The sequence below is a fragment of the Roseimicrobium gellanilyticum genome (assembly GCF_003315205.1).
Classification (GTDB): domain Bacteria; phylum Verrucomicrobiota; class Verrucomicrobiia; order Verrucomicrobiales; family Verrucomicrobiaceae; genus Roseimicrobium; species Roseimicrobium gellanilyticum.
This window is the reverse complement of sequence record NZ_QNRR01000001.1, coordinates 770,062-791,524: the sequence shown is the minus strand read 5'-3', so window position 1 is coordinate 791,524 and position 21,463 is coordinate 770,062. Positions and strand designations below refer to the sequence as shown.

Sequence of the window (21,463 nt, the reverse complement as noted above, 5' to 3'; positions counted from 1 at the left end):
ACTAGTGCTTGAAGTGACGATATCCGGTGAAGACCATGGCCATCTTGTGTGCGTTTGCCGCGGCGATGACTTCCGGATCCTTCACGGAACCTCCCGGCTGGATGGCGCAGGTGGCACCGGCTTCCGCGCAGGAGATAAGACCATCCGGGAATGGGAAGAAGGCATCACTGCCCACGGCGCTGCCTTCGAGAGAGAGGCCCGCTTCCTTGGCTTTCCAGATGGCGATGCGGCAGGAATCCACGCGGCTCATCTGACCGGCACCGATGCCCAGCGTACGGTCATGCGACGCGAACACGATGGCATTCGACTTCACATGCTTCACCACGCGCCACGCAAAGCGCATGGCTTCGATTTCTTCCTTCGTGGGCGGACGCTCGGTCTTCACCTTGCTCTCGATCGCGTCGAGTCCCAGCGCCTTCGAGTCACTGTCCATCACCATGAGACCGCCAGGGGCGGACTTGATCACCGGCTGCCTCAGCGCGTCTTCCACGCCAGGGAGCATCTGCATCAGGCGCAGGTTCTTCTTCTTCTGCAGGTGTGCACGCGCGTCGGACTCATAGTCCGGAGCGATGATCACGTCCGTGTGGATTTCGCCGATGACCTTGGCCAGCGCCATGTTCATGGGGCGATTGATGACAATCACACCACCGAAGGGAGCCTGCTTGTCCGTTTCGAAAGCCTTCTCCCACGCTTCGCGCAGATCCTCATCCGCACAGCCCACGCCACAGGGGTTGGTGTGCTTGAGGATGGCCACGGTGGGGCGGCGGAACTCGAGCGCAATCGCGGCGGCGCTCTCGATATCGAGCACGTTCGTGTAGCTCAGCTCCTTGCCGTGCAGCTTCACGAAGTAGTCACCGAAGTTTCCGTAGAGCGAGGCGCCCTGATGCGGGTTGTCACCGTTGCGCAGTTCACTGTACAGTGGCAGGGAAACGCTGAAGGACTTCGCGGTTTCCTGTTCCTTGTTCAGGAAACGGGCGATGGCGGAGTCATACGCAGCCGTGCGCTGGAACACCTTAAGTGCAAGACGTTCACGCGTGGAGAGAGTGGTATCGCCATTGCGCTCCTTCATTTCCGCCAGCACGGTGGGATAGTCCGCGGGGTCGGTGACGACGGTGACCGCCTGGTAGTTCTTCGCCGCCGAGCGCAGCATCGAGGGGCCGCCGATGTCGATGTTTTCAATCGCATCCTCAAGCGTGACGCCTTCCTTGGCGACCGTTTCCTCGAAGGGGTAAAGGTTCACCACCACGAGGTCGATGGGCGGGATGGAGTGCTTCTTGGCCTGCTGCTGGTGCTCCTCCAGATCGCGGCGCTGCAGGAGGCCGCCGTGGATCTTGGGGTGCAGGGTCTTCACCCGGCCGTCGAAAAGCTCAGGGAAGCCGGTGTGCTCAGACACCTCCTTCACAGGAATTCCCTTGGAGGAAAGGAATTTGTGGGTGCCGCCGCTGGAGAGGATTTCCACCCCCATGCTGGCCAGGCCCTTGGCAAATTCCTCAAGACCCGACTTGTCGGACACGGAGAGAAGCGCTCGTTGGATGCTCATTCAGTTGATTTCGGATTCGATGGCGAGCGACCCAACTTAGGGGGGAATGGGCGGGTGAAAAGGGAATAATTGGCGGAACCCCGTGCCCGTGCCCGCTTCACTCCGGCTCATCACCCGCCTCGCCTTCCGCCACGAGCATGAGACGGTGGTAGTACTGGATTCCCCGGTCCAGGTTCTTCCGAATATCAAATCCGAGTTCCAGCATTTCACGCAGGCTCTCGTTGGTCATGTTCAGGATGTAGCTCGGGGACGTGGTCACGAGGCGCACCCTCCCCTTGAATGCCGGCATTTCCTCGCTGCCAAACCAGCATCCGGCATCCGAACGAGTCGCGGTGAAGTGCTGGCGCTCATACTCGACCCTCCAGCTCCCATCCACCAGGATCCAGATGCTGCGTCCGGCGTCGTGGTTGGACACGATGGGAGTTTCGCTCCCGGCCATCCATTCCTGGGAATTGTCCATGACCCACATCAATTGCTCGCTCTCCAGCCGCATGAAAAACGGAGTGAGTGCCAGCAAGGGGATGAATGTGCGGCAGGGTTCAATGTATCCCTGCAGTCGATTCTCCGGAGCAGAGCCTCTGCCTGAGCCCGCGCCCTGGCTGGAATCGTGAGGCAACTGAAGATGACGCTGACAGCCGGGAGTAAGCTTCAAGCTCATGATGTGACGCGAGAGATGGCCAGCATGAAGACGGCACACCCCGGAACGGCAGCATCCATAGTGGCGGTGGGGAAGCGGAGAGGGACTCCATCCCCTTCCGTGCTACTGTGTCATCTATGGACACAGGCACGGTTCTTCCTTGGTGTGGGGGAGCCACCATGAAGAAGGTTTTTTTTGGGGGGGGTGGGGGTTTTTCGCACGCTTTCGAGGGCGTGCTAAGCCGGACCTTAGCTTGCCCCCCTGCTGATTTCTTGAACGGACTTACGGACTTTTAGAATAAAAGCCTGATCCCGTTCTTATTGCGACTGGAGTTCGGCGCCGCGTAACATGCGGGGAGTAAGTCCGGTGAAGCGGCGCATGAGACGGGTGAGATGGCTCTGATCCGCAAAGCCGAGATTCGCCGCCACTTCTGCAATGGTAAGGTCTGTACTGGCGAGCAGATCCTTCGCCTTCTCCACACGGCGCGCCATGAGGTACTGATGCGGCGACTGTCCCATGCACTGACGGAACAAATCCGAAAAGTGCGATGAACTGATGCTCGCCACCTGAGCGATCATTTCCAGCGTCAGGGGATCACTGATGTTCTGGTCGATGTAAGCGAGCACGAGAGCCAGCTTGCGCGCAGTGAGACTCCCGACGGGCACGGGCTGTGACGAGGACGAGACAGAGAGCGCGGTTTTTCTCGCGGGAGGTGACGGTGCTTTTTCCGCCGTAACATCCCAGTTCGTCCCGACGGCTCGCATCGCTACACCATCCTGTCCAAAAAATGTCTGGGCCAGAGCACGAATCCAGCGAATCTCCCCAGAACGGAGCTCAATGCGGAAGTCCGACTCCAGTTGAGCACCATGCTGGGCGCAGGCCTGCCATTCTTGGAGCACACGCTCCGCATCCTCCAGGTGGATCATTTTAATCCATCCATCAATGGTGTAATCAAAAATGCCCGGCTCGGGATCGTAGAGCGCATGCATCTTTTCATCCCAGATCAGCGTGCGGGATTGGAAATCAAACTCCCACACGCCGATGCTGCTCGCCTGCGTGGCCAGAAGCATGCGCTCGCGTTCCCTGGCGATGGACTCGGTCAGCAGCCGTTGCTCGGTGACATCCAGCGTGGTGCCGATGCCACGCACCGGCACGCCATGCGCATCACGGAGCACCAGCGCAGAGGACTTCACGTGCCGGACCTCGCCTGAGGGGCGAAGGATGCGGTACTCAAACTCCATGACCTCATCTGTCTGGATGGCGAGCTTCAACGAATTGGCCGCGTGAGCGCGATCATCGGGATGCACCGCCTTGTACCAGTCAGATTCCTGACCTCCGAAAGTATTGGCCGGAATGCCATCCCGGAAACTCCCCTCCCCCACGCCGTAGATCTCGTGCATCTGCTCGTTGAAGAGGAACTGGCCTGTGACCAGATCCGCCTCCCAGATGCCCACTTGGCCCGCCTTGATGGCCAGCTGCAGACGCTCATGGAGCACGCGAATTTTCTCCTCGCTTTCACGAAGGGCCTGCTCCGTCTCCTTCAACCGGGTGATGTCGGTGTGCGTACCGATCACCGCGAGCGGACTGCCATCCTCATTCCGAGACACAATCTTGCCGCGATCAAGAATCCACCTCCAGGAGCCGTCCTTGGCCCGGAGACGATGCTCGCACAGGTACATGGGAGCTTCGCCGCTGAAATGCCGCTGAATCTCCAGCCAGCAACGCCCGAGATCCTCCGGGTGCACCTTGTCCGACCAGTCTTCCAAGGAGCTGCCCACCTCATCGTCAGCGTAGCCCAGCATGGCCTTCCAGTGGTGGGAAAAGTACACCTGGCGGGCGGGAACATTCCAGTCCCACACACCATCACCGGCCCCATCCAGCGCGAACTGCCAGCGAGCCTCGCTGTCTCTGAGCGACTGCTCTGCGCGCTTCTGCTCGGTGATGTCCTGCGCGGTGCCGAACACTCCGACGATGCGGCCATCTGCCCCCGGCAGGGGCTGCCCCTTCAACTGGACGAAGAAGTGCACGCCATCCGTGCGCATCGCTTCAACATCGAGACTGTATGGCTCCCCTTGTTGCGTGCAGCGCTCAATGGCCCCGCAGAGGGCCTCCAGACCCGCCGGGGCGATGATGGATTTCATTTCCTCATAGCGAGGCGCGGGCCTGGCAGGGTCCCACAGGAACATCTCGTACATCATGGCAGACCACAGCGTGTGATCCGTCGCGATGTCCCAGGACCAGCTCCCAATGCGAGCCAGTCGCTCGACGCGCTCCAAGGTCTCTTCAGCCGTGGGTCTTCCGGCGAGTTCCTCGTTGTCAGTGGGACGAACACGCTCAAGTGCGGGGGCTGAAGGCTTCCTTGGCATCACACAAGAGACTTGTCAGGACCCCGTACCCACTAGCACAGGTCTCTTGCAACGCGTGTGAAAAGTTGCCCGCTGGCGAGATTCAAAGAATTATCACGCGTCCTGAGCAAATCCTCAGTTTTCGGCTTCACACGACCACCTTCACCGGAAAGGGATGCATGAAGCTGCCGATGAGTCCGGCTCTGCCCCAGACCTCAATGCGCCAGCGCACATAGTAGTCATCCGTGTCCTCACCCTGAGTCGGCTTGCCCTCGGAGGGCACAGTGAATTCACGTGTTTCCTGCCACACGTCGCCATGGGCCACGCGCAAATAGGAGGCCTCAAAGATATTCTCCTGCACGAGGTAGCGCTCCCTTTGCTCCCGGCGCGGTCCTGTCTTGCTTCCCGGCACCGAGACCATGCGCGAGGTGGTCTCAACACAAAGGATGTTTGCCCGGAGGGAACTGATGGTGGCCGGTCCCTGCTGCAGAAACGCTACGGTGGCAGACTGGCCCAAGTGCAAGGCATTCCCGGAAATCTCCACGATGGTTTCCTTGATGCCTCGTGTGGCGAGCTGGCGGATGCCCGACCACAGCACGAGCAGGCCAAAGAACCCAAAAGCCCCGCCCACGACATAGGGCACCCAGGTATTCTTGCCCTTGTCATCTTCACTGGTGATCCCTGCCGCAATGCCGAGTGCCGCGACGGCACCCAAGATGAGGGCGATGAGAAACGTGCAGCCCAACTGCGAAGCGAAGGGAGTCTCACGCGTGAGCCGAAGCTTCAACACCTGGGGTACGTGGGAGGCTGGGACGCTCATGGCAGCGGCTTCATGACTGCATGCGCTTCAGACAGTTCCTGCTCCACCGAGCTTCCGCAGGAAGTCGTACGGATAGATGCCTGTGGCGTGGCCATCGCTGAAATCAAACTGCACGGCATAACCGCCGACCATGCGCCAGCCGGTGACGGTGACCCCGGGGAACTCGGTCTGGTCCGTGCCGCCGTAGCGTTTGCCCAACAGGTCATGCTCTCCCGTATTCTCCGCGCTGGGTGAAGCAGCACGCAGCCGCTCCATGAGAATGTAGCTCTCCGTGCCATCCTCCCAGGCAATCGCGATTTCGTTTCCGATTGCGGAGATGTTGCTGGGGCGAGTCATGAGAACAGGATGTGGAAAGTGGGTTGCCGATTAAACAGCCCCAGATTTCACACTTCGCTCCCGCGATCAACTACTGCTTACCGGGAGCCGACTCTGGCACCACACTCACCGCCACGACGCCCTCCTCCGGCCACCAACCGGCGAGGCGCACATTCAGGTTGTCCTTTCCCTTCTCGGCGGTGAGCTGGGTCTTCACCGTCTGGAGGAGTCGCTGCTCGCTCTCAGGAGTCAGCGGGGAACCAAAGAAGGAATCAAGTTGCTTTGCCACGCCCGCATTCGGCTCGATGCCGATGAGCTCAAGGCGGCCCGCCGTGGCAGGAGCCGCGGTTGCCTGGCTGATGACTGCATCACCGGCTCCGCTCACGAGAATCACGCGCTTGATTTCAGCGGCCTTGCCCGTGGCATGGGCGAGGGCAATCTGACGGCGCAGCATTTCATCAATGAACTGGCGTTCCTTTTCCGCGATGAGCTTGTCCTGCTTTTCCTTTTCCGTGACCATCGGCACCACAATCACCCCCGGGGTCGGGACCTTGATCACGAGATTGGGTTTTTCGAGACTGGTCGGAGCGCTTGGCACCACTGGAAGGGGACCTGACTGCGGAAGCGGTAAAGGCAGGGGTAAATCCTCCGCGTAAACGGAATTTAAGGCCAGAAAGGTGCTGAAAATGAGGGTCCGAATCGTCACAGGCGCGAAATCTTGACAAATTCCGGCGGCGCGAACAAGGATTTTTGCGACAATCTGCACGGTTCGTGCCTGATGGCGAGGCCGGAACCACCCGTAAAGGGCCGAAGCCCCGATCCCGGGGCAACCCATCCCGCTCCATGCCGGACGAACTCACCACCATTTCCCGCCGCAAGGCCTTCATCAGCATCAGTGAAGAGCTGCGCACGTACCTGCGGCACTACGGCCGCCTCTCCGGGCTGCCCGCCCTGTACAAGGACCTGGAGAGCTTCAGCAACAGCTACCCCCTCATGGATCGGTCCGGAAAATCCACCCTCTGGGACACGGTGGTGTACGAGCGGACCTACATGAAGGATCTGTGGCCGAAGCTCACCAGCATCTACTCGCTGCTGAAAACCGGAGACCTCCAGGCGGTGCCGCACCTGTACGTGGAGCGGGTGGACTACTGCAGCTTCGGCAACAGCAAGCCCTTCCGCATCCGGGTGGTGAACCAGTACAATGACAACTACGACCACTTCTACCTGAAGGTGGCGGACGCCTCTCGCATCTACGGGCTGGAGCTGGAGCATGTGCTCTCCCCCAACCGCATCAACTACCTGGTCCACGAGGACACACTCATCGAGGAGCACATCGCCGGTGTGCCGGGGGATGTCTTCATCGGCGAATACTTTGACCGTGCCGATGTGAATCCGGTGCGTATCGCGAAGGAGTTTGTGAAGTTCAGCGAGCGCTGCTTCATCCGCCTGCTGGGAGACATGCGCAGCTACAACTACGTGGTGGACATGACGCCCGACTTCGAAGAGGTGCAATACCGGGTGCGTGCCATCGACTTTGACCAGCAGAGCTACGAGGGACGCTGCCGCGTGTACCTGCCGCAGTTTTACAAGGAGAACCTTCCGGTGGTGAACCTCTGCACGCGGTACCTGAACCTGGCCACCGCCCAGCAATACCAGCAGGAGGAGCGCAGTCTCATCGCGCGCCGCTTCCTCTCTGAGAAGTCCCGCCTGCGCGCCATCTTCCGCGCCATGAAACACCACCCGGCGGAACCCGCGGACAAGGTGGCCCAGCTCAAGCATGAACTGGGTGAGCATCACAACACGCTCGTCTTCGAGGAATGCCGCAGCATGGGCGACCTCGTGGAAAAGCACATCGAATTCGTGCTGGGCAAGCTGCTGGGTGATCCGCGGCATGTGCCCATCCCGCACTCCCCCTAAACTTCACAAATCCCCCCTTGCGAGGTGGCAAAATTGTTACCAATTCCGCTTTCCATCCTTCCGCCATGAAACTGCCGAACATCTTCGAATCCCAGACGGAGCCCCTCAAATATGCCGCGGGCGACATCATTTTCTCCTCCGGAGACGAGGGCGATGCCATGTACGTGGTGAAGGAAGGCGCGGTGGAACTCCGAGTGGGTGGCCGCACGGTGGAGGTCGTGGAGGCGGATGGCTTCTTCGGCGAGATGGCCCTCATTGAGGAAGGCCCGCGTACCGCGACGGCCGTGGCCAAGACGGATACCGTGCTGATCCCCATCAACGAAAAGCGTTTTGAATTCATGGTGCACGAGGTGCCCCTCTTTGCGCTGCATGTGATGAAGGGCCTGAGCCGACGCCTGCGCACGGTGGACAGGACGGCGATGTAGTCGCTCAAGGCGAAGGCACGATCCGGCTTCCCCTCATGAGGAGAGGAAGCCACAGCAGCAAGCATCCGCCGTCCCAGTTCTGGACGAACCCATCTTCGATGTCCTGCATTCGCCCATTTCTCCTGCTACTCCTGTGCTGCACCATGGTCGGAAGCCTGCAGGCACTGGACTCGCCCGCCAAGGAAGAGGTGGATCATCTGCTGGAAGCGGTTTCCAAAAGCGAAGCCCGCTTCATCCGCAATGGAAAGGAATACAGCAGCGCGGAAGGCGCTGAACACCTGAAAAACAAACTCGGCCAGGCGGGCAGCCGCGTGAAGACGGCGGAGGATTTCATCCAAGGCGTCTGCACCAAGAGCTATCTGAGCGGCAAGCCGTACCTGATGAAGAACAAGGACGGCACCACCACCGAGGTGGGACCATGGCTGACCAAGGTGCTGGAGGAGTACCGGAAGGGGCGGTAGCTGACGGAACCAATGCAAGGCTACAAAGTGGCCTGACAGAGGAGCGGCCACTTTCGCAGAAAGATCCCCGGTCTGGGTGAGGTTGAAACGGCACACCGCATCGGCGGCTTCTTCACAGCCATGCACTCGTATCGGAAGCATCCTCACACCTCGCCAGTTCTGCTGCTATTCTGCCTGCTGGCCCTGGTTGGCGGTGGTGCGCATGCGCAGTCTGCCACGAAGAAGAACATCCTCTTCATCATGGCGGATGACTTCCGTCCAGAGCTGGCCACGTATGGCTCGCCGGCCATCACGCCAAACCTCGACAAGCTGGCGGCGCGTTCGGTACAGTTTGAACGCGCCTACTGCCAGCAGGCGGTGTGCAATCCTTCGCGCTCTTCCATGCTGACGGGGCTGCGTCCAGACACGCTGCGCATCTGGAACAATGGCACGCATTTCCGGGAGCTGAATCCGGAGGTCACCACGATCCCGAAATGGTTCATGGATCACGGCTATACCTCGCTCTGTGTCGGAAAGATTTTCCACAACTGGCACACCAAGATGCACGGGGATCCCACGTCCTGGAGTGCGCCGGAGTTCCTGCACTATGCGAATCATGGTGATGATACACCCCAGATCACCGGTGAGATGCCGCCCAACACGGCCGTGCCGGGGCCGCGCAACTATGGCAAGGTGAATGTCTGCGAGAAGCGTGATGTGCCTGATGAGGCCTACTACGATGGACGTGTGGCGTCGGAAGCGGTGCGGGTGCTTGCCGAGTTGAAGAAGGACAACAAACCCTTCTTCCTGGCGGTGGGTTTTTGGAAGCCTCACGCGCCTTTCAATGCGCCGAAGAAGTACTGGGACCTGTATGACAAGAGTAAACTGCCTGCGCTGAATCCGAACAGGCCGGAAGGTGCACCGGAGGTGGCGTTTCATGACAGTCGGGAAATCCTTGGTCCGCCCAAGGAGCAACAGCCACTCACGCCGGAACAGGTTCTGGAGATGCGGCACGGCTACTTTGCGAACATCAGCTACATGGACGCGCAACTCGGCAAGGTGCTGGATGCGCTGAAGGCGCAGGGACTGGAGAAGAATACGATCATCACCTTCGCAGGTGACCATGGCTACCACATTGGGGAGCACGGACTATGGGGGAAGACGTCCAACTTCGAATATGACGCGCATGTGCCTCTCATGATCAGCGGACCGAAGCTGGAACTCACGGGGAAACGGTATGCCCTGCCCGTGGAGTTGTTGGACCTCTTCCCCACTCTGGTGGATCTCTGTGAACTTCCGAAACCGGCAGGATTGGAGGGTAAGAGTCTGGTGCCTGCCCTGAAAGGATATCTTGACGCGCCTTCTTCAAATATCTTTGCCTTCACACAGCATCCCCGTCCTGCGTACTACGACCGTGAACCCAACAAGCAGCCCAAATCCATGGGCGTGAGCGTGCGCACGGCATCCGTACGCTACACGGAATGGCGCGACTGGAAGACCGGATCGGTGATTACCCATGAGCTGTATGATCACACGAAGGATCCGCAGGAATTGCGCAATGCCGTTGATGACCCTGCTCTGGTCAAAGAACGCGAGTCTGCTGCTGCTTCGCTCCTGAAACAATTTCCCATCACACCGCATCCATGAAGCACCTCCTTTCCCTTCTGCTTTTCAGCATCTTCGCCGGCAGCACGTTCACGTTTGCCGCGGAGCGTCCGAACATTTTGTGGTTCGTGGTGGATGATATGTCTGCGAATTTCTCGTGTTATGGCGAGAAGACCATCCAGACGCCAAATGTGGATCGACTCGCGAGGGAGGGCACGATGTTCTCTCATGCGTTTGTGACGGCGCCGGTTTGCTCGCCCTGCCGCTCGGCATTGATCACGGGCATGTACCAGACAACCATCGGTGCGCATCATCATCGCAGTGGACGAGGGCCGGTGAAGATTGAATTGCCGGAGGGGGTGGCTCCCGTGCCGGCGCTTTTCCAGAAGGCGGGATACTACACGTGCATCGGCAATGGCTTGCTCAACGACACTCAGGCAAAGGGAAAAAAGGCCAAGGGGAAAGGCGGCGGTGGTCTCGGCAAGACGGACTACAACTTCGAATACGATCCGAAGATCTATGACGGTCCTGACTGGGCCGCACGGAAGGATGACCAGCCCTTCTTTATGCAGGTGCAACTTGGCGGTGGGAAACTGCGTGGTGGGAAATCAGCGCAGGCCGCGGCCTTGTCAAAGCGTGCGGAGACGGAGCTTGGCGGAGCTACGAAGGAGGAGGATGTAACTCTGCCGCCCTACTACCCACGGGATCCGGTGTTGCTGGAAGACTGGGCGGCGTATCTGGATGCGGTGCGCTTTACAGATCAACACGTGGGCAAGGTGCTCGCGCGTTTGGAGAAGGAGGGCCTGCTGGAAAACACGCTCGTCATCTTCATGACAGACCACGGCATCAGCCACGCGCGCGGGAAGCAGTTCCTCTACAACGAGGGCACGCACGTACCTCTGGTGGTTCGCGGTCCCGGCATCGCGAAGGGCGTGGTGCGCGATGACTTGGTAATGCAGATCGACCTCGCTCCACTTTCCTTGGCTGCGGCAGGCATTCCCATTCCGTCTGCGATGCAGGGGCGCGATATCCTGGCGAAGGATTACAAGCCTCGCGAGGAAGTCTTCGCCGCGCGTGATCGCTGTGATGAAACGGTGGAGCGCATCCGCAGCGTGCGCACGGGGCAGCATCTGTACATTCGCAACTTTTATCCCAAGCGCCCGCACCTCCAGCCCAATGCCTACAAGGATGGCAAGACGATTGTGCAGCGCCTGCGGGAACTGCACACGGACGGCAAGCTGGAACCGCTGAGTGAGAAGCTGCTCTTCAGCCCTGAGCGTCCTGCTGAGGAGCTTTATGATTGGAAGGCTGATCCCTGGCAGGTGAAGAACCTTGCTGAGGATCCTGCGCACAAAGCCACACTTGAGAAGCTGCGTGCGGACCTCGATAAGTGGATTGCGGATAGTGGCGACAAGGGTCCGGAGAGCGATGCCATGTACGACAGCGACATGCAGGAGTACCTTGGCAAGGGCAACCCGGAAGTGGAGAAGAACATCGCCCTCATGAAGCAGTGGGCTAAGGAGGGGAAGTGAGCTGGTAGCCCAACGTAGCTCGCGAGTCCCTTCGCGAGTGGTGATCCCTGAAATGACTCGCGAAGGGACTCGCGAGCTACGTTGTTACGGCGTTGCCGCCTTCGGTTGCAGCACCAGCAATCGCCCCGGAGTACCCAGTCCCGCCGCGAGATTCGCGCCACGGCAATATTCGGCAATCACCACACGGTGACCAGCCATCGCCAGTAGGTCGATCGGTCGGCTCCATGGCGCCAGCACCTGCTTCACCGTGACCGTGCCTTTCTGAAAGTCAGGTTTCATCTGAAGCAAATCGAATCCGGCATCGCCTGTTTCCAGCTTGAGCAGGTTGCCGAAGCGCACGGTGAGGAAACTGCCACCGAGCGGTGCGGGCCAGTCCGCGCCCAGCCATACAATGCCCGAGGGGCAGGAGTGTGCATCAAAGGTGGAGATGTTCTCTTTCGCTGCTCCACCATCCGGACCAGTATTGCGCAGGGGATGGACGAACTTGAGTCCCTTCGGCGCATCCGGGGTATGGGCGTACGCTTTGTTTTCCCAATCGGAGAACTGAAAGGGAAAGCCATGATGCTCGCCCTTCTGGATGACATTCAGCTCTTCAGGTGCGTGGGCGTCGGGCCCGTTCTCCGTGCCGATGAGTCGTCCCTCGTCATCCCAGCAGAATCCGTAGGTATTGCGCAGTCCGTTGGCGAAGACCTCCAGCTTCGGATTCGCCTCACGCGGATCCAGTCGCCACAGGCAGGCGGTGAGTGATGTTTCGCCTTCGGTGGAGTAGTTCGGTTGCTTGCCAGCTTCTCCGCCGTCCGTGCGTGAGCCGCTGTTCACATACATCAGGCCATCAGGTCCCTGGGCGATGTGTGATACACCATGATTGTATGGCCCCACGCCAAAGGGATAGGTCGTGCGGAACCAGGGCTTGGGTGCTGCCCATGGGCGTTCCTTCGCCCAGGGTTCCGAGCGGAAGATGGTGACCTCATTGGCCACGGGAGTGGTCTTTTTGTTGCACTGGTTGCTGGTCACATACAGACGGCCTTCGCGGTCCACGGTCATGCCCAGGGTGGCTTCGGAGCCCAGATTGCGGTCGATGTAGTCCGCGCCATCGAAGAGTTTCGTGGCCACGCTGTCTCCGGGCTTCCACTGCCAGATGTCCCCCTGCTGGGAAAGTGCCAGCACGGTTTCGCCATCTGCGTGCATGGCGAGACGCACGGGAGAAAAACTCAGCTCCACGCCCACCTTCAATTCCCAACCTTCTGGCGCTGCAGGCAGCACTCCTCCGCCCATCGCGGCCTTCAACGCGGCCAGTGTGGGGAACTTGGTCTTCTTGCGCACGCTGGCGATCTCCTCGGCCGTGGGAGCATTTCCAGAGTTGCCCCATGAGGAGTACACATGTGAAAAGATGGCGGCGAGGTCAGCATCCTCGAGCATCACCGGCGGCATGGCGCCTTCAAACGCATGACCATTGACCTCGATTTTCCCAGCGAGTCCCTCCAGCGGCGCACGCAACGCCTTCTCGCGCTGCTTCACCAAAAAGTCAGCCTTGGCCAGAGGCGGAAAAACGTTCGGGATCCCCTGCCCTTCCAACCCGTGACAGATGGAGCAGAACTGCTGGTACAGCTTCACGCCATCCCGGGGCTCCGCTGTCCAACCATACCCAGCAAGCAAGAGGGACGCCGTGGCGGCTTGGAGCGGCACTTGGAATGATGAGCGGAAGAAGCAAGAGAGCATGGGTGCTTATAGAGCAGATCATGCCCGCCCGTCCACCATCTACAATCATTGCACGGAACCTGAAAACATGGCACTGGATGCGCCAGGCACACCGTACCTTGTGGCGCACATGACTGGCAGCAAGTCAGGAAGACTCACCTCATCCCTCCTTCAACTCGTTCGCACCCGGACGGCACTGATGGTATTTCTGCTTGTGCTGCCTTCCCTCGCCGCCTGGCGCCGCGGGTCCGATGTGTGGCTGGGCTTGATGGTCTTCATGATGCTCTTCAGCATGGCCGCCTATGGCCTCTACTGGCATGACAAGCGACGCGCCCAGGCCAATGGCTGGCGTCTCCCGGAGACCACCCTGCACGCCTTTTCGTTGCTCGGCGGCTGGCCGGGCGCTTACATCGCGCAACAGCATCTGAGGCACAAGACAGCGAAGCGTTGGTTTCAGGTGGTGTACTGGGTGATTGTGCTGCTGTGGCAGATCGTGTCGCTGGCGCTGCTGGTGTGACAACACCACGACAACACGGCCCAGGATGGAATGCTGATATTGAACTTCGCAGCTTACGCCGAAGGCGTTGAACACGCATAGCCTGGGGTAAGCTCGCGTAGCGGGCGCCACCCCAGGTGAGCAGAACTTATCAGTACGCTGAAAGCGTTCAACAAACGCCGGCCTGCTGACTCTATCGCGGCCTTTAACCATTGCAGCAGCTTCCTTGTGGAACCCCTTCAGGGTTCAAGGAAACTACACCCAACACCCAAGGTGGCGCCTGCTTCGCAGGCTTACCTTGGGCTGGACAGTGTCTAACGCCTTCGGCGTATTGTCTTCTCGCGCACTTCCCGGAGAGCCTGTTCAAGAGGAATACCCTTTACTTTGCCCGATTGCATTTCTTCCAATCGCGCTTCCGCCACTGTGACCTGTTCCCGCTCGATTGCAGCGTAGGAGCTTGAGCAAATGATAAGCTGCTCTACAAGCTCCAATCTGGACTCCTCGGGGAGCTGCAGGGCCTCCTGAAGGACGCTGTCGACGGTCGCACTCACACTTCTCACATGCTACTCCCTGCCGGTGTGTTCGCAACTCCCGGGTCTCTGGCACGAAGTCTGCGAGGTGAATCCTGACCGCACACGGAGTGTGCGGACCACCACATGCCGGAAACCAGGGTTTGCATGCTCGATGTCGCACGCGCGTCGGGGGTTTCCCCGGCGACGGTTTCGCGTGCCTTGCGGGATGACCCGCGCATCACGTCGGATGTGAAGCAGCGGGTGAAGGGGCACGCGGTGCGCCTCGGCTACGTGCCGAATCCGCTGGTGCAGGCGCTGATGTCGCAGCGGCGCCGGCGGGTACAACCACATGCGGAGACGCTGGCCCTGGTGACGCACCTGTCCGAAGCGGACTGGAAGGGAAAGGACGTGTGCCGCTGGTACTTCCGCGGTATCCGCGATCGGGCGGAGCAACTTGGCTACCGTGTTGAGGTGGCCTCACTGGAGTCGGTGCGGCAGAATCCGGCACGCCTCTGCAAGGTGCTACAGGCACAGGGCATCTCCGGCATGATCCTTGGCTTCTCCCAGGACGAGGGCCAGTTCACGCGGCAGGATATTTCACACTTCTCCGTCGTGGGTTTGAGCACGTACTTCGATGCACTGCCCGTTGACCGGGTGCACCTGAATGGTTTCTACAATGTGAAACTCGCGTTCCGGGAGCTACGCGCCGCCGGATATCAAAGGCCTGCGCTCGTGATTCCTGTGCGCAACAACCGAGTCGTTGGAGGACAATGGTCTGCCGCAGCGCTTGATGAGCAATGGCAACGTCCTGCGGAAGAGCAATGCCCGCCCTTCATGGTCGAGGGCTCGATGGTGAACATGAGCAAATTCCGTGACTGGTTTGAGAAGCATCGACCCGATGCCATCATTGCCTACAAGGAGCGAGTCGTGGAACTGCTGGACCGCCTGCGCGTGCGGGTGCCGGAGGACGTGGGCGTGGCCCATCTCTTTGGCACCGAGCAGGAACGCAAGAACATGGCTGGCATTGATGGCAATCTAGCTCAGGTGGGAGCGGCCGCGGTGGATCTGCTGGTGCAGAAACTACACACGAATGAACGGGGCATCCCGGAGCACCCGCGGGATGTCATGGTACAAGGGACGTGGAAGGATGGGCCGACGATTAGGAGGAGGGGGTAGTGGGGTGTGGAGGAGGATCAGGGGTGGGGTTTACGTTTTTTTATTGGCCGCAAAAGAACGCAAAAAACGCAAAGAGGGTTTGGTGGTGGGGTGGGATGAGCGGGTGTGAGAATGGTTGGCGCTCGGACGTGCGGGCGTGAAAGGCTTCTGGAGAAGCCTTCTACATTGGGTGGGGCGCCGGGGTGATGTGGGTGAAGAGGGCTGTTGAGCCGTGCCACTGCATGGTGATGGGGTGTGATGAAGCGTCCGCTTCGGAGGGGGTGATTTCGCCGATGACTTCGCAGGCGATGTCCCGGGACTGAAATTTGGCGCGTACTTCGGCGGCTTTTTCTGGGCGCACGCTGAGGAGATAACCATAGCTCGGGAAAGAGACCAGCCAGTGCAGCATGTCGACGCCGGGAGACATGGGGATGGTGTCGAGGTTCAGCGTGGCACCGCACTGGGATGTCGCGAGCAGCATGGCCAGGGTGCCGGGGACGCCTCCGTTGCTGATGTCCTTGCCGGCAGTGACGAGGCCTTCATTGGCAAGTTCGGAGAGAAGACGCAGATCGGTCTGGAGGCGCTGTGGAGGGGAATTCACGCTCGCATTCCAGCAGAGGGAGCCTTCCCAGCGATAGGCGCCGCGCAGGTCTACGGCCATCATCAAAGCATCACCGGGCCGGGCATCGAAGCTGGAGATGAGGCTCTGAGCGCGACCTACGACAGCGGCGGCAAGGAGTGGGGTGCGCTCGATGGGGAAGCGGGTGGTGTGTCCGCCGACAATGGGCACGCCATAGGCCATGGATGCAGCACGCATGCCTTCCCAGATCTGCGCAGCGATGGGTGAGGCGGTGTGGGTCCACATCACATCCACCACGGCGGTGGGGATGCCACCCATGGCGGCGACGTCGCTGAGATTCACCATCACGGCACTGTAGCCGGCGAACCAGGGATCCTTTTCGATGAAGGCCTCCATCATGCCCTCGGCAGCGAAGAGGAGATAGCCGTTTCCGTCGGGGATGGCGGCGGCGTCATCTCCGACTTCAATTCCTCCGGATACGGGAAGACTCGGGGCGTAGGCCTGAAGGATGTTCAGCTTCTCCGCGACATTGGGATGGGCGCGGAGGGAAGCGATGAGGGCTGACAGGGGCTCCATGCGGTGGACGGTCATGGAAGGTTACCCACCATCTCCTGCTCCACTGCAATGCGGCTACACTCTCTCCCAAGAGAACCCAGCACCATATCGGAACGCTTTGCGTCGTGGAGTACGGTGGCAAGCGTAAGCGCGACACCGCTTTGAGCGGAGGAGTCTGGCGTGCATCTGCCGTGCAGTACCGCAAGCAAGTCCCATCCGCCAGGAGATGCGCTTGGGTCTTGGATGACCAGGTGACCACGTCGCACGCATTCGCTTCGGTCAAAGCGGTGTCGCGCCTGAAGCTTGCCACCGCACTCCAAGACGCAAAGCGCACGTTTCGTCCCATGTGCAAATTGGCTCGGCGGCATGGTTCAAGTGGAGAGATGGAGGCTCTGTCAAACTTGCGCTCAGCACACCAAGTATTATGCCACCATCTCCGCGGGCGGGTAGTGGCTGAGCTCCGCGGTCATGTGGATGTGGCGCAAGCCATGCAATGTGCGCTCCCCCAGCTTCCGCCAGTGCAGGCGCTGGAAGAATTTTTCATTCTGCTCCTGCACATCTGCGAGGAACGTCTCACAGCCGATGGCATTTGCAGTCGAGACCGCCTTGTAGATGAGCCCGGCACCGAGAGCGCCAAAGCCCTTGTACACGGGCTGATGATTCCGCACGCTCACACCGGGGCTGAGCTGGGTGAGGCGACGGAAGGCCGCATCCACACACAGGCGGCTGCCATACCAGAGACGCGGCTGCCGCTCATCGATGCGCACGACACCCACCACCTCATCCACCATACCTGCCACGAGGGTGGCACAAATGATGGGGATGGCGTGGTCATCGATGGCATCGCGATCATTACCATCATGAAACACATGCTGCTCCTCGCAGAAGACCTGCCGTCTCAAGCGCCAGTAGCCATCCAGCTCTACCGGGGTCTCGGCAATCTTGAAGATGAAATCGCGCGGGCGGTATTCAGGATAAGGATCAAACAGCATGGGAGGGGTGACTGATGGATTCGCAGAAGTGAATGCAGAGTGCGTGCCAAAGGCGCTTCAGGAACCCAGCGCGAGTTCATTCAAGCCGCGCGTGGTGCCAGGCTGGGGTGCGATGTGTCGCTGCTCGATGTATCCCGCGAGATAGCGCGCATCTTGAGCCACGCCGGAGAATCGGCCCGATCCCCAGGTGTACTGCCAGGGCAGACCGAGGAAGTAAATGCCCGGCACGGTGGACACGCCTCGCTGGTGACTGGGATAGCCCTTGCCATCGAAGATGGGCACCTCAATCCAACTGTAATCCGCAGAGAAGCCCACGCACCATACGATGGAAGTGATGCCCGAGTTCGCGATCTCCAAGTCCTTCACCGGCTGTGCCGGCTCCCACAGCGGCTTGTAAGGCGCTTCCGTGGGGGCGGTGATGTGCATGGAGTTGATGTACTTGTCGATGGTGGCTTTGATGCTGTTCGCCACTTCGTCCGCGCGGTCCAGATTGTGCTTCAAGTCATCTCCAAAACTGAGCTTGCCCTGCTTCAGGTCCAGAAGGCGGCCGTAGAGCTGCATGCCTTCCGTGGCGAAGCGGCGCAGGTCGATGTCTCTGCCGCCATCACGACCGGTGACGTAGTGATTCGCCTTGGCGCGCACACGTTCCTTCTGCGGATGCTCGTGCACGGGCTTGTTGTAGTAGCCCATATCGTGGAGCCAATCGACGACATCGCGTCCGCGATAGCGGCGAGCGGTGCGTGGTGCGCCACCGACGCAGAGGTGGACCTTTCTTCCCTCGAGATGCAGGTCCTCGGCAATCTGACAGCCGGACTGACCCGAGCCTACTACCAGCACTTCGCCCGGAGGGAGCATGCTGCCGTTCTTGTAGTCACTGGAGTGCACCTGAAAGATGTTCTCCGGGAAACGCTCCGCGATACGCGGCGTCTTGCCATCTTGATAGCCACCGGTGGCAATCACCACCTGGTCAGCGGTGTACTCACCGATGGTGGTGCTGAGTTCATAAGTCCCGGCTTCATTCTTCTTGAGACGATGGACCGACACGCCTTCATGCACCGGGGGCTGGAAGGACTTCGCGTACTCTTCAATGTAGGTCACAATCTCATCTTTCTTCATGAAGCCATGCGGATCGGAGCCGGAGTAATTGAAGCCCGGGAGCTTGCATTGCCAGTTCGGCGTGACGAGGCAGAAGGAATCCCACCGCTTCGTACGCCAGGATTCGCCGATGCGATCCCGCTCGAAGACAAGGTGCTGGATGCCGCGCTCCTTGAGGCAGTAACTCATGGAGAGACCGGCCTGCCCTCCGCCGATGATGATGACGGGATAATGCGTGGGCAACGCAGGGGGCGGCACAATGCCGGTGACGGATTCAGTAGGAGGCTGGCTCATGACAAGTGACCAAGGGGTGTTTGCATTTTTTCTTTAAATACTCAGGATGCGCACGGTGCCCTCCTCGGGCTGGGTACGGGTGAAGCGCTCGATTTGCTCCAGCTGATCGGCCGCGGAAGAGCAGGCGAAGCCATACCTGGCCCGCACACGCTCCGATGCCTCCGTGAGGGCGCGGCGGCTGCGGCTCACGAACTCGGTGAGCGGCATCTCATCGCCCTTGTGAAAATAGTTACAGACGACGGTGGAGGGCGAGTAGCACTCGCGCTTCGAGCCATCGGGCAGTTCAACGGTGAATATGACTTCGGGCATGGAAGGAGGAGAGGGATAAGGGACAAGGAACAGGGGACAAGGCCGCTAACCCACGGCGCAGGGAGAAGCGGTGGCGAGGGCATCGCCATTTCCCTTCTCAAAAGTGGAGAGGGAGGAGCAGGCGCCGCACTTGGCGCAGCCGGCCTTCACGGTGTCTGAGGTCATGCCTGCAGTGCGCAGCATGTTCCCCAAGGGCTCCAGCACGGCGCGCATGAACTCGGCGGTGGGTGGTGTTTGATTTGCCAGCGGCGTGCCGCTGATGGGCACGAAGGGGACGACGAAGGGATACACGCCACGCGCGATGAGCTGCCAGGAGCCCTCCAAAAGTTCCTCCACGGCATCTCCCAAGCCTGCCAGCAGATAGGTGCTGACCTGGCCACGGCCAAAGACGGAGACGGCAGCCTCGAAGGCCTTCAGGTAAAAGGACACTGACACCTGTGCCTTCCCCGGCATGATGCGCGCCCGCACATGCTCGCTCCACGCTTCCAGATGCATGCCGAGCGAATCGACGCCGACAGCCTTCAAGCGATCAAACCACACGAAATCCGCCGGCGGCTCGCATTGTGCCTGGATGGCCAGACCGGTGCGTTCCTTGATGGCCTGTGCTACCTCCACCAACACGGCTGCACCGCGATCTTCCGTGGGAGGAGTGCCCGTGGTGAGCACCACCTGCTCCACGCCATCCAAACGCATGGCTGCCTCTGCGACTTCCGCGAGCTGTGCGGGGGACTTCTTCGAAATCGTGCGACCTGCACGCAGGGATTCACCGATGGCGCAGAACTGGCACTTGGTGTCGCTGTTCCCATAGCGGATGCAGGTCTGCAGGACCGTCGTTGCCAAAACGTTGTGTGAGTGGAGCTGGCCAATCTTCCAGTAAGGGATGCCATCTGCCGTGCTCAGTCCGTAGAACTTCGGCTGCGGCGGGAACTGCAGTGGAGCCTCTGCGACGCCATTGCGATAGAGCATGGACTTGCCCGAGGCATCCGGCGGGTCTGCGGTGAAGATGGACGCATGTGCCGGGCGGGTGTGGATGGGCACCATGATGGTGGTGCCCAGCAGGGTGATGGCCTTGTGGTCACTGGGACCGGCGCCTCCACGGCGGCTGGCTGAGGACGCAGCCTCATCCACCATGCGGATGCCTTGCGACTGCAGCTCAGACGCCAGCAGTTGCTTGTGCGTCTGCACCGAGGTCTGGAAGGAGCTCACGTCCTGCGGTGAGTTGAGGCTGAGACGTTGTGACATCTTCGGAACGGGATTGGAGTTGGCTCTGAAAAGGAGGAATGGTCTGCGTGTAGGGCTCGCGATGAACGCGAAGGGAAAGCAGGTCGGGCCTGGAGTAGTGGCCCACGGAATCCATCATCCGCTTGCGCTTGGTGATGAGATCGAAGTCGAGGTCAGCAATCGCCATGCCTTCTCCTTCGGTAATTGGTTCAGTTATGGGCACCCCCTCGGGCGAGATGATGGCCGTGTAGCAGCCGCCGCGCAGGGCTTTGCGCATCTTCGGGTCGGGTGAAATGGAGTTCACCTGCTCGTCCGTGAGCCAGCCGGTGGCATTCACCACGAAGCAGCCGCTCTCCAGCGCATGATGCCGGATGGTCACCTCGATCTGGTCGCGGAAGATGGGCCCCACCATGGAGCCGGGGAACTGCGCGCAGTGGATTTGCTCGTGCTGCGCCATGAGGGAGAAGCGGGCGAGCGGATTGTAGTGCTCCCAGCAGGCAAGCGCGCCGATGCGGCCCACCTCGCTCTGCACCACCTTCAGCCCGGAGCCATCGCCCTGCCCCCAGACCATGCGCTCGTGGTAGGTGGGCGTGATCTTGCGACGCTTCAGCAGCAGGCTGCCGTCCGCATCGAAGATGAGCTGGGTGTTGTAGAGCGAACCGTGTTCGCGCTCATTCACCCCCACCACCAGCACCATGCCGTACTTCGCCGCCTGCTGGGAGAGGATTTCCGGCACCCAGCCGGGGATTTCCACGGCATTCTCATAGAGCCGCATGTGCTCCTTCCCCATGCTCACCGCCGGCTCCACGAAGGAGAAGTACGGGTAGTACGGGATGAACGTCTCCGGGAAGACCGCCAGCGCGACCTTCTTCCCGGCGGCCTCCGCGATGGCACGGCAGACGCGGTCCACCGTGCCTTCGCAGCTTGTCAGATCCGGGGCGATTTGCACCGCGGCGGCTCGGATGATTGACATGGCTTGG

General features: G+C 60.3%; 21 protein-coding genes. 7 read left to right on the top strand and 14 right to left on the bottom strand.

What is annotated here, in order from left to right:
• Position 1 precedes the first annotated feature (1 nt).
• From purH to DES53_RS03140, 6 genes are all read right to left on the bottom strand, one after another.
• The gene (gene purH / locus DES53_RS03165; RefSeq protein WP_211325422.1) at positions 2–1,540 is read right to left on the bottom strand and encodes a bifunctional phosphoribosylaminoimidazolecarboxamide formyltransferase/IMP cyclohydrolase; all 1,539 of its coding nucleotides are present in this window, start codon (positions 1,538–1,540) and stop codon (positions 2–4) included.
• A 97-nt stretch (positions 1,541–1,637) separates the two neighbouring features.
• Positions 1,638–2,198, bottom strand: a complete 561-nt coding sequence (locus DES53_RS03160; RefSeq protein WP_113956740.1) for a cyclic nucleotide-binding domain-containing protein — start codon at positions 2,196–2,198, stop codon at positions 1,638–1,640.
• 296 nt (positions 2,199–2,494) lie between these two features.
• A complete protein-coding gene (locus DES53_RS03155) occupies positions 2,495–4,543 on the bottom strand; it encodes a helix-turn-helix domain-containing protein (RefSeq protein WP_113956739.1) in 2,049 nt (682 codons plus the stop codon).
• Between the two features lie 127 nt (positions 4,544–4,670).
• Positions 4,671–5,342, bottom strand: coding sequence for a hypothetical protein (locus tag DES53_RS03150; protein ID WP_113956738.1), 672 nt, complete (start codon positions 5,340–5,342; stop codon positions 4,671–4,673).
• Between the two features lie 27 nt (positions 5,343–5,369).
• The gene (locus DES53_RS03145) at positions 5,370–5,678 is read right to left on the bottom strand and encodes a gamma-butyrobetaine hydroxylase-like domain-containing protein (RefSeq protein ID WP_113956737.1); all 309 of its coding nucleotides are present in this window, start codon (positions 5,676–5,678) and stop codon (positions 5,370–5,372) included.
• A 70-nt stretch (positions 5,679–5,748) separates the two neighbouring features.
• Positions 5,749–6,216, bottom strand: coding sequence for a hypothetical protein (locus DES53_RS03140; protein ID WP_147263190.1), 468 nt, complete (start codon positions 6,214–6,216; stop codon positions 5,749–5,751).
• Positions 6,217–6,500: 284 nt separating this feature from the next.
• Here DES53_RS03140 and DES53_RS03135 point away from each other — a divergent pair, with 284 nt between their 5' ends.
• The 5 genes from DES53_RS03135 to DES53_RS03115 all read left to right on the top strand — a co-directional run bounded on the left by DES53_RS03135 (position 6,501) and on the right by DES53_RS03115 (position 11,576).
• Positions 6,501–7,574 (top strand): hypothetical protein, encoded by a 1,074-nt coding sequence (locus DES53_RS03135; protein ID WP_113956735.1) that lies wholly within the window; start codon positions 6,501–6,503, stop codon positions 7,572–7,574.
• Between the two features lie 65 nt (positions 7,575–7,639).
• Positions 7,640–7,999: a Crp/Fnr family transcriptional regulator gene (locus DES53_RS03130; RefSeq protein WP_113956734.1), complete on the top strand. Its 360-nt coding sequence runs from the start codon at positions 7,640–7,642 to the stop codon at positions 7,997–7,999.
• A 143-nt stretch (positions 8,000–8,142) separates the two neighbouring features.
• Positions 8,143–8,460 carry a DUF5329 family protein gene (locus DES53_RS03125; protein ID WP_113956733.1) on the top strand — a complete coding sequence of 106 codons (318 nt, stop codon included), beginning with the start codon at positions 8,143–8,145 and terminating at the stop codon, positions 8,458–8,460.
• Between the two features lie 120 nt (positions 8,461–8,580).
• Positions 8,581–10,086: a sulfatase gene (locus DES53_RS03120; protein WP_113956732.1), complete on the top strand. Its 1,506-nt coding sequence runs from the start codon at positions 8,581–8,583 to the stop codon at positions 10,084–10,086.
• Positions 10,083–11,576 (top strand): sulfatase family protein, encoded by a 1,494-nt coding sequence (locus DES53_RS03115; protein WP_113956731.1) that lies wholly within the window; start codon positions 10,083–10,085, stop codon positions 11,574–11,576. Before DES53_RS03120 ends, DES53_RS03115 begins: the two co-directional genes overlap by 4 nt.
• Positions 11,577–11,660: 84 nt before the next feature.
• Here the strand turns inward: DES53_RS03115 and DES53_RS03110 are convergent, their stop codons facing one another.
• On the bottom strand, positions 11,661–13,295 hold the full coding sequence (locus DES53_RS03110) for a PQQ-dependent sugar dehydrogenase (protein WP_113956730.1): 1,635 nt from the start codon (positions 13,293–13,295) through the stop codon (positions 11,661–11,663).
• Between DES53_RS03110 and DES53_RS03105 the strand changes: the two genes are divergently transcribed.
• Positions 13,294–13,791, top strand: a complete 498-nt coding sequence (locus DES53_RS03105) for a DUF1294 domain-containing protein (RefSeq protein WP_170156811.1) — start codon at positions 13,294–13,296, stop codon at positions 13,789–13,791. The two genes, DES53_RS03110 and DES53_RS03105, sit on opposite strands and share 2 nt — an antisense overlap.
• A gap of 293 nt (positions 13,792–14,084) precedes the next feature.
• On the opposite strand, the gene DES53_RS34000 is transcribed toward DES53_RS03105, so the two are convergent.
• Entirely contained in the window at positions 14,085–14,321 is a 237-nt protein-coding gene (locus DES53_RS34000) for an addiction module protein (RefSeq protein WP_170156810.1), read from the bottom strand.
• Positions 14,322–14,447: 126 nt separating this feature from the next.
• Here DES53_RS34000 and DES53_RS03095 point away from each other — a divergent pair, with 126 nt between their 5' ends.
• Positions 14,448–15,458, top strand: a complete 1,011-nt coding sequence (locus DES53_RS03095; RefSeq protein WP_170156809.1) for a LacI family DNA-binding transcriptional regulator — start codon at positions 14,448–14,450, stop codon at positions 15,456–15,458.
• A 160-nt stretch (positions 15,459–15,618) separates the two neighbouring features.
• On the opposite strand, the gene DES53_RS03090 is transcribed toward DES53_RS03095, so the two are convergent.
• From DES53_RS03090 to DES53_RS03065, 6 genes are all read right to left on the bottom strand, one after another.
• On the bottom strand, positions 15,619–16,593 hold the full coding sequence (locus DES53_RS03090) for a sll0787 family AIR synthase-like protein (protein WP_113957176.1): 975 nt from the start codon (positions 16,591–16,593) through the stop codon (positions 15,619–15,621).
• A 401-nt stretch (positions 16,594–16,994) separates the two neighbouring features.
• The gene (locus DES53_RS03085) at positions 16,995–17,564 is read right to left on the bottom strand and encodes an MSMEG_0567/Sll0786 family nitrogen starvation N-acetyltransferase (protein WP_113956727.1); all 570 of its coding nucleotides are present in this window, start codon (positions 17,562–17,564) and stop codon (positions 16,995–16,997) included.
• A gap of 57 nt (positions 17,565–17,621) precedes the next feature.
• Positions 17,622–18,953: an MSMEG_0569 family flavin-dependent oxidoreductase gene (locus DES53_RS03080; protein WP_211325421.1), complete on the bottom strand. Its 1,332-nt coding sequence runs from the start codon at positions 18,951–18,953 to the stop codon at positions 17,622–17,624.
• Between the two features lie 33 nt (positions 18,954–18,986).
• Complete coding sequence (locus DES53_RS03075) at positions 18,987–19,262, bottom strand: MSMEG_0570 family nitrogen starvation response protein (RefSeq protein WP_113956726.1); 276 nt, start codon at positions 19,260–19,262, stop codon at positions 18,987–18,989.
• A gap of 45 nt (positions 19,263–19,307) precedes the next feature.
• Positions 19,308–20,504 carry an MSMEG_0568 family radical SAM protein gene (locus DES53_RS03070; protein WP_113956725.1) on the bottom strand — a complete coding sequence of 399 codons (1,197 nt, stop codon included), beginning with the start codon at positions 20,502–20,504 and terminating at the stop codon, positions 19,308–19,310.
• Positions 20,416–21,456: a Nit6803 family nitrilase gene (locus tag DES53_RS03065; RefSeq protein ID WP_113956724.1), complete on the bottom strand. Its 1,041-nt coding sequence runs from the start codon at positions 21,454–21,456 to the stop codon at positions 20,416–20,418. Before DES53_RS03065 ends, DES53_RS03070 begins: the two co-directional genes overlap by 89 nt.
• Positions 21,457–21,463 lie beyond the last annotated feature (7 nt).